Source organism: Streptomyces sp. NPDC093225 (genome assembly GCF_044753805.1).
Classification (GTDB): Bacteria; Actinomycetota; Actinomycetes; order Streptomycetales; family Streptomycetaceae; genus Streptomyces.
Window position 1 is genome coordinate 1 of the sequence record NZ_JBIVNX010000109.1, and the last position, 4,310, is coordinate 4,310.

Annotated in this window: 3 protein-coding genes; 2 read left to right on the forward strand and 1 reads right to left on the reverse strand. The window is 75.0% G+C overall.

Annotated elements, in window-relative coordinates:
• Positions 1-191: 191 nt before the first annotated feature.
• Entirely contained in the window at positions 192-1,655 is a 1,464-nt protein-coding gene (locus ACIQCH_RS38320; RefSeq protein ID WP_402588989.1) for a purine-cytosine permease family protein, read from the reverse strand.
• An 83-nt stretch (positions 1,656-1,738) separates the two neighbouring features.
• On the opposite strand from ACIQCH_RS38320, the gene ACIQCH_RS38325 reads away from it, so the two are divergent.
• Together ACIQCH_RS38325 and ACIQCH_RS38330 are read left to right on the forward strand one after the other, a co-directional pair.
• The gene (locus ACIQCH_RS38325) at positions 1,739-2,440 is read left to right on the forward strand and encodes a TetR/AcrR family transcriptional regulator (RefSeq protein WP_402588991.1); all 702 of its coding nucleotides are present in this window, start codon (positions 1,739-1,741) and stop codon (positions 2,438-2,440) included.
• A 105-nt stretch (positions 2,441-2,545) separates the two neighbouring features.
• Positions 2,546-4,174 carry an amidohydrolase gene (locus tag ACIQCH_RS38330; protein ID WP_402588993.1) on the forward strand — a complete coding sequence of 543 codons (1,629 nt, stop codon included), beginning with the start codon at positions 2,546-2,548 and terminating at the stop codon, positions 4,172-4,174.
• Positions 4,175-4,310: the final 136 nt, after the last annotated feature.

Sequence of the window (4,310 nt, forward strand, 5' to 3'; positions counted from 1 at the left end):
GGCCTTCGGCCCTGGCCTTCGGCCACCCCAGGCCCGGGCCTGCCTCCGGACCAGCCTGCCATGACGCCTCAAGAGGCTCCCCCACACACCACGGGGCGGCACTCCCGTGGATTCGTGGGCCCGGGGCTTCGCCGGTCGGTGTGCCGGGGTTTCGACGGTCGGTTGCCTGGGTTTCGGGAGCTGGGTGCGGATCAGGTGGCGGTGCGTGCCTCGCGGCGCATCAGCAGGGCGTAGAGGGGTGCGGCCACGGCCATGCCGACCGGCAGTGAGACGTCGACTCCACCCAGGGCGCTCGCGAGTGGGCCGGTGTAGAGGGTGTCGACGCCCAGGGCCGCCGCGGCCGTGCCCGACAGGAGGGCTACGGCGCCGGCGGTGTTGACGCCGTGGCGGTACCAGAAGGGGCTCGCCGGGGTCTCGTCGGTGAGGGCGTGGCCGTCGTAGCGGCAGCGGCGCAGCACGATGTCGGTGGCGTAGACGGCCGCGGCGGGACCGAGGAGCGCGACCGTGAGCTGGAGGACGTTGCTGACGGCGTCGAGGAAGTCGGAGACCAGCAGGGCGTACAGGGTCAGCGCGACGGCCGCGACGCCGTCGAACAGGACGCTGACGGTACGTCGGATGCGCAGGCCCACGGCCTGGAGGGCGAGTCCGGCGCTGTAGGCGGTCAGGGCGTTGATCGCGATGGTGCCGAGGACCAGGGCGAGCAGGAAGAGCGGGGTGAACCAGGACGGCAGGACGCCTTCCAGGGCGGCCTGAGGGTCGCTCATGTCGAGGGTGGTCGCGGCGAAGGCGCCCAGGGAGCAGACGACGACGCTGGGCAGGAAGGCGCCGAGGGCGGTCCAGCCCGCGACGGCCCGGCGCGAGGCGGTGCGCGGCAGGTAGCGCGAGAAATCGGCACTGGTGGTGTACGACAGGGGGCCCGAGGCGATGAGGGTGACGCCGGCGAGCAGGGCGGCCCACAGGTCGGTGCCGGTCAGGGTTTCGGCGGGGCGGTACGAGAAGTCGGTGTGGCGGACCACGGCCACGGCGACGACCGCGAACACCGCGGTGAGCGCGAGCGTGATCGGCAGGTACAGCTTCATGATCAGTGCGTGGCCGTAGACGCTGATGGCCAGGGTGAGTACGGCGATCAGGACGACGATGAGCGCCTTGACGGGCCCGCCCGTCGGGATCCCGGCCCGATCGGCGAGGGAGAAGGCGGCGGTGGCGGCCGCGCCGAGGTTGAGCGCGAAGTAGCAGACCGAGATCGGCCAGCCGGTGACGGCGTTGTTGATCCGGTTGCCGATCACTCCGTACATCGCCCGGGTGATGACCTCGCTCGGGGTGCCGGAGGCCGGGCCGGAGACCGCGAGCAGGCCGGTCAGCAGCCAGAACAGGTTGCCCACGACGATCACGGCGAGGGCCTGGACCAGGCTCAGGCCCATCAGGACGAGCGCGCCGCCGACCACGAGGCTCAGGTAGTTGACGTTCGCCGCCGCCCATACGGAGAACAGGTCCCGCGGGCGACCCCGGCGTTCGGAGTCGGGGACGAAGTCGACGCCGTGCGCCTCGATCCGGCCGGCCTTCCCGTCCGGCGCGGAGGCCGGTGCGGGGGCGGGGGCCGCAGCGTGTTCGGCCACCTGCGCGGCGGCGATCGGATCGGGAGTCGTGGCTGCCATCGGGACCCCTTCGGGAGCTGGGTGAGAGGACCGGCGGACCCACCGGCTTGTTTATTGGTCGCACACTCAATAGCATCGCCGGTATGTCGTCAAGCGTTCCGCGCAAGCGCATCAGGAAGTCACCCGCCGACCGGCAGGCCGAGATCGTCGCGACGGCGGCCGCCGTCGCCCTGGCCGAGGGGCTGGAGTGCGTCACGCTCCGGCGGATCGGCGAGGAACTGGACGTCCGGCCGGGTCTGGTGAGCCACTACTTCCCCGTGGCCGAGGACCTCGTCGCCGAGGCCTTCGGCACCGCGGCGGCGGGCGAGCTCGACCGCCTGATCCCCGCCGAGCGGCCGGACGCGACGCCCTCGACGCACCTCGCGCGCTTCCTCGGCGAGGCGGCCGGAGAGGCGTACGACGACATCAGCCGCCTGTGGATCAACGCGCGGCACCTCGCCCGCTACCGACCGGCGCTGCGCGAGCGGGTGCTCGTGCAGGAGGCCGCCTGGCGCGAACGGCTGGAGGGCCTGATCCGCGAAGGGGTCGCGCGGGGCGAGTTCCGCACGCCCGACCCGTACGCCACGGCCATCCACGTCCTCGTCGTCCTGGACGGCCTGGGCGCGCACGCCAACACCGGCACGCCGGACCGGCCCGCGGCGATCACCCGCCTCGCGGCCACCACCGCCGAACGCGAACTGGGCCTCCCGCCCGGCACCCTGGCACCCCCGCCGACCACCCCCTCCGCCGTCCCTGCCGTCCCTGCCGTCCCTGCCGTTCCCCCGGGTCCCGCCGCCCCCGCCTGATCCCGCCACCTGCCCACACGCTCAGCCCACCCGCTCTCCCCCACCCGATCCACTCGCCCACCCGCCCGCCGACCCCCGCCGGCCGCGGTACGCCGAGGAGCCCCCGTGCACCCCACCCTCATCCTGCTGAACGCCCGCCTGCTCGACCCCCTCTCCGGGGTCCCGCTCCCGCACACCGCCCTCGCCGCCGCCGACGGCCGGATCGCGGCGCTCGGCGACGACCGTGAGGTCCGGGCGCTGGCCGGCCCGGCGACCGAGGTCCTCGACCTCGGTGGGGCCGTGGTCGTCCCGGGGCTCACGGACGGCCATCTGCACCCCGTGTCGGGCGCCGACCTCACGCACGGCCTGGACCTGTCGGGCTGCAGCACGCTCCCCCAGGTCCGCGCGGCCCTCGCCGAGCGCGCCGCCGCACTCCCGGCGGGCGCCTGGCTGCACGCCTGGGGCCTCGATCCCAACGTCTTCGGCACCGCGCCCGTCGCCACCGCCGCGCTGGGCCCCGTCCTGGACGGCGTACCGGCCGTGCTCCTGATGTTCGACGCCCACTCCGTGCTCGCCAGCCCCCGCGCCCTCGAACTCGCCGGCGTCGACGGGCCCCGCGCCTTCGACCAGGCGAGCGCCGAGGTCGTCTGCGACGCGGCCGGCCGGCCCACCGGCCTGCTGTTGGAGGACGCCGCCTGCGAACTGGTCGAGCGCGCCGCCCCCCAGCCCACCGCCGGCGAACGGCGGGCCCGACTGGCCGCCGCGCTGCGCGCGATGGCCGCCGCGGGCCTGACCGGCGGCCACGCCATGGACGCCAACGGCGACAGCCTCGCCCTGTACGCCGACCTCGACGCGGCCAACGAGCTGCCCCTGCGCCTGCGGGTCTCGCCCTGGTGCCAGCCCGGCACCGACGCCGACGGCGTACGGGCCCTCGTCGACGGTCAGGGCGAGGGCGGGCGGCTCTGGCAGGTCCGCGGCGTCAAGCTCTTCATGGACGGCACCATCGACAACGGCACCGCCTGGCTGGACCGCCCCGACCGCGACGGCCAGTCCACCCACGCGTTCTGGCCCGACCCGGCCCGGTACACCGAAGTGGTCACCGAGCTGCACCGCGCCGGCGTCCCCACCGCCACCCACGCCATCGGCGACGCGGCCGTACGCCACGCCCTCGACTCGCTCGCCACCGCCCGAACCGGGGCCGCCCACGACGTCCGCCACCGCATCGAGCACATCGAGACCGTCCCCGACGACCTCCTCCCCCGCTTCGCCGAACTCGGCGTGATCGCCTCGATGCAGCCCACCCACTGCTGCGACTTCACCCGCGCCGACCACACCGACAACTGGTCCCGCCGCCTCGGCGAGGTACGCGCCTCCCGCGCCTGGCGCTGCCGCGACCTGACCGACGCCGGCGCCACCGTCGTCCTCGGCTCGGACTGGCCCATCGCCCCCTACCCGCCCCTGGGCGTGATGGCCGGCGCCCGCCACCGCCGCCCCAGCCGCGACCTCGGTCAGCCCCCGCACGGCCCCGAGCAGGCCCTCTCCCCCCTCGAAGCCCTCCGCGGCATGACCCTCCACCCCGCCCGCGCGGCCGCCGAGGAGCACGAGGCCGGCCGCATCGCCCTGGGCTACCGAGCCGACCTCACCGTCCTGGCCGACGACCCCCTGACCGTCTCCGCCACCGACCTGCCGGACCTCCCGGTCCTGCTCACCGTCCTGGCCGGCCTCCCCACACACCGTTCACCGCACCTGGGCTAAAGCCCCACCGCCAGAGTGGCCACACGGAGCGAAGCCCCCGGCAGGCCGCCCCGTGGTGTGTGGGGGAGGCGCTTGACAGGGGTGGCAGGCTGGACCGGAGGCAGGCCCGGGCCAGGGGTGGCCGAAGGCCAGGGCG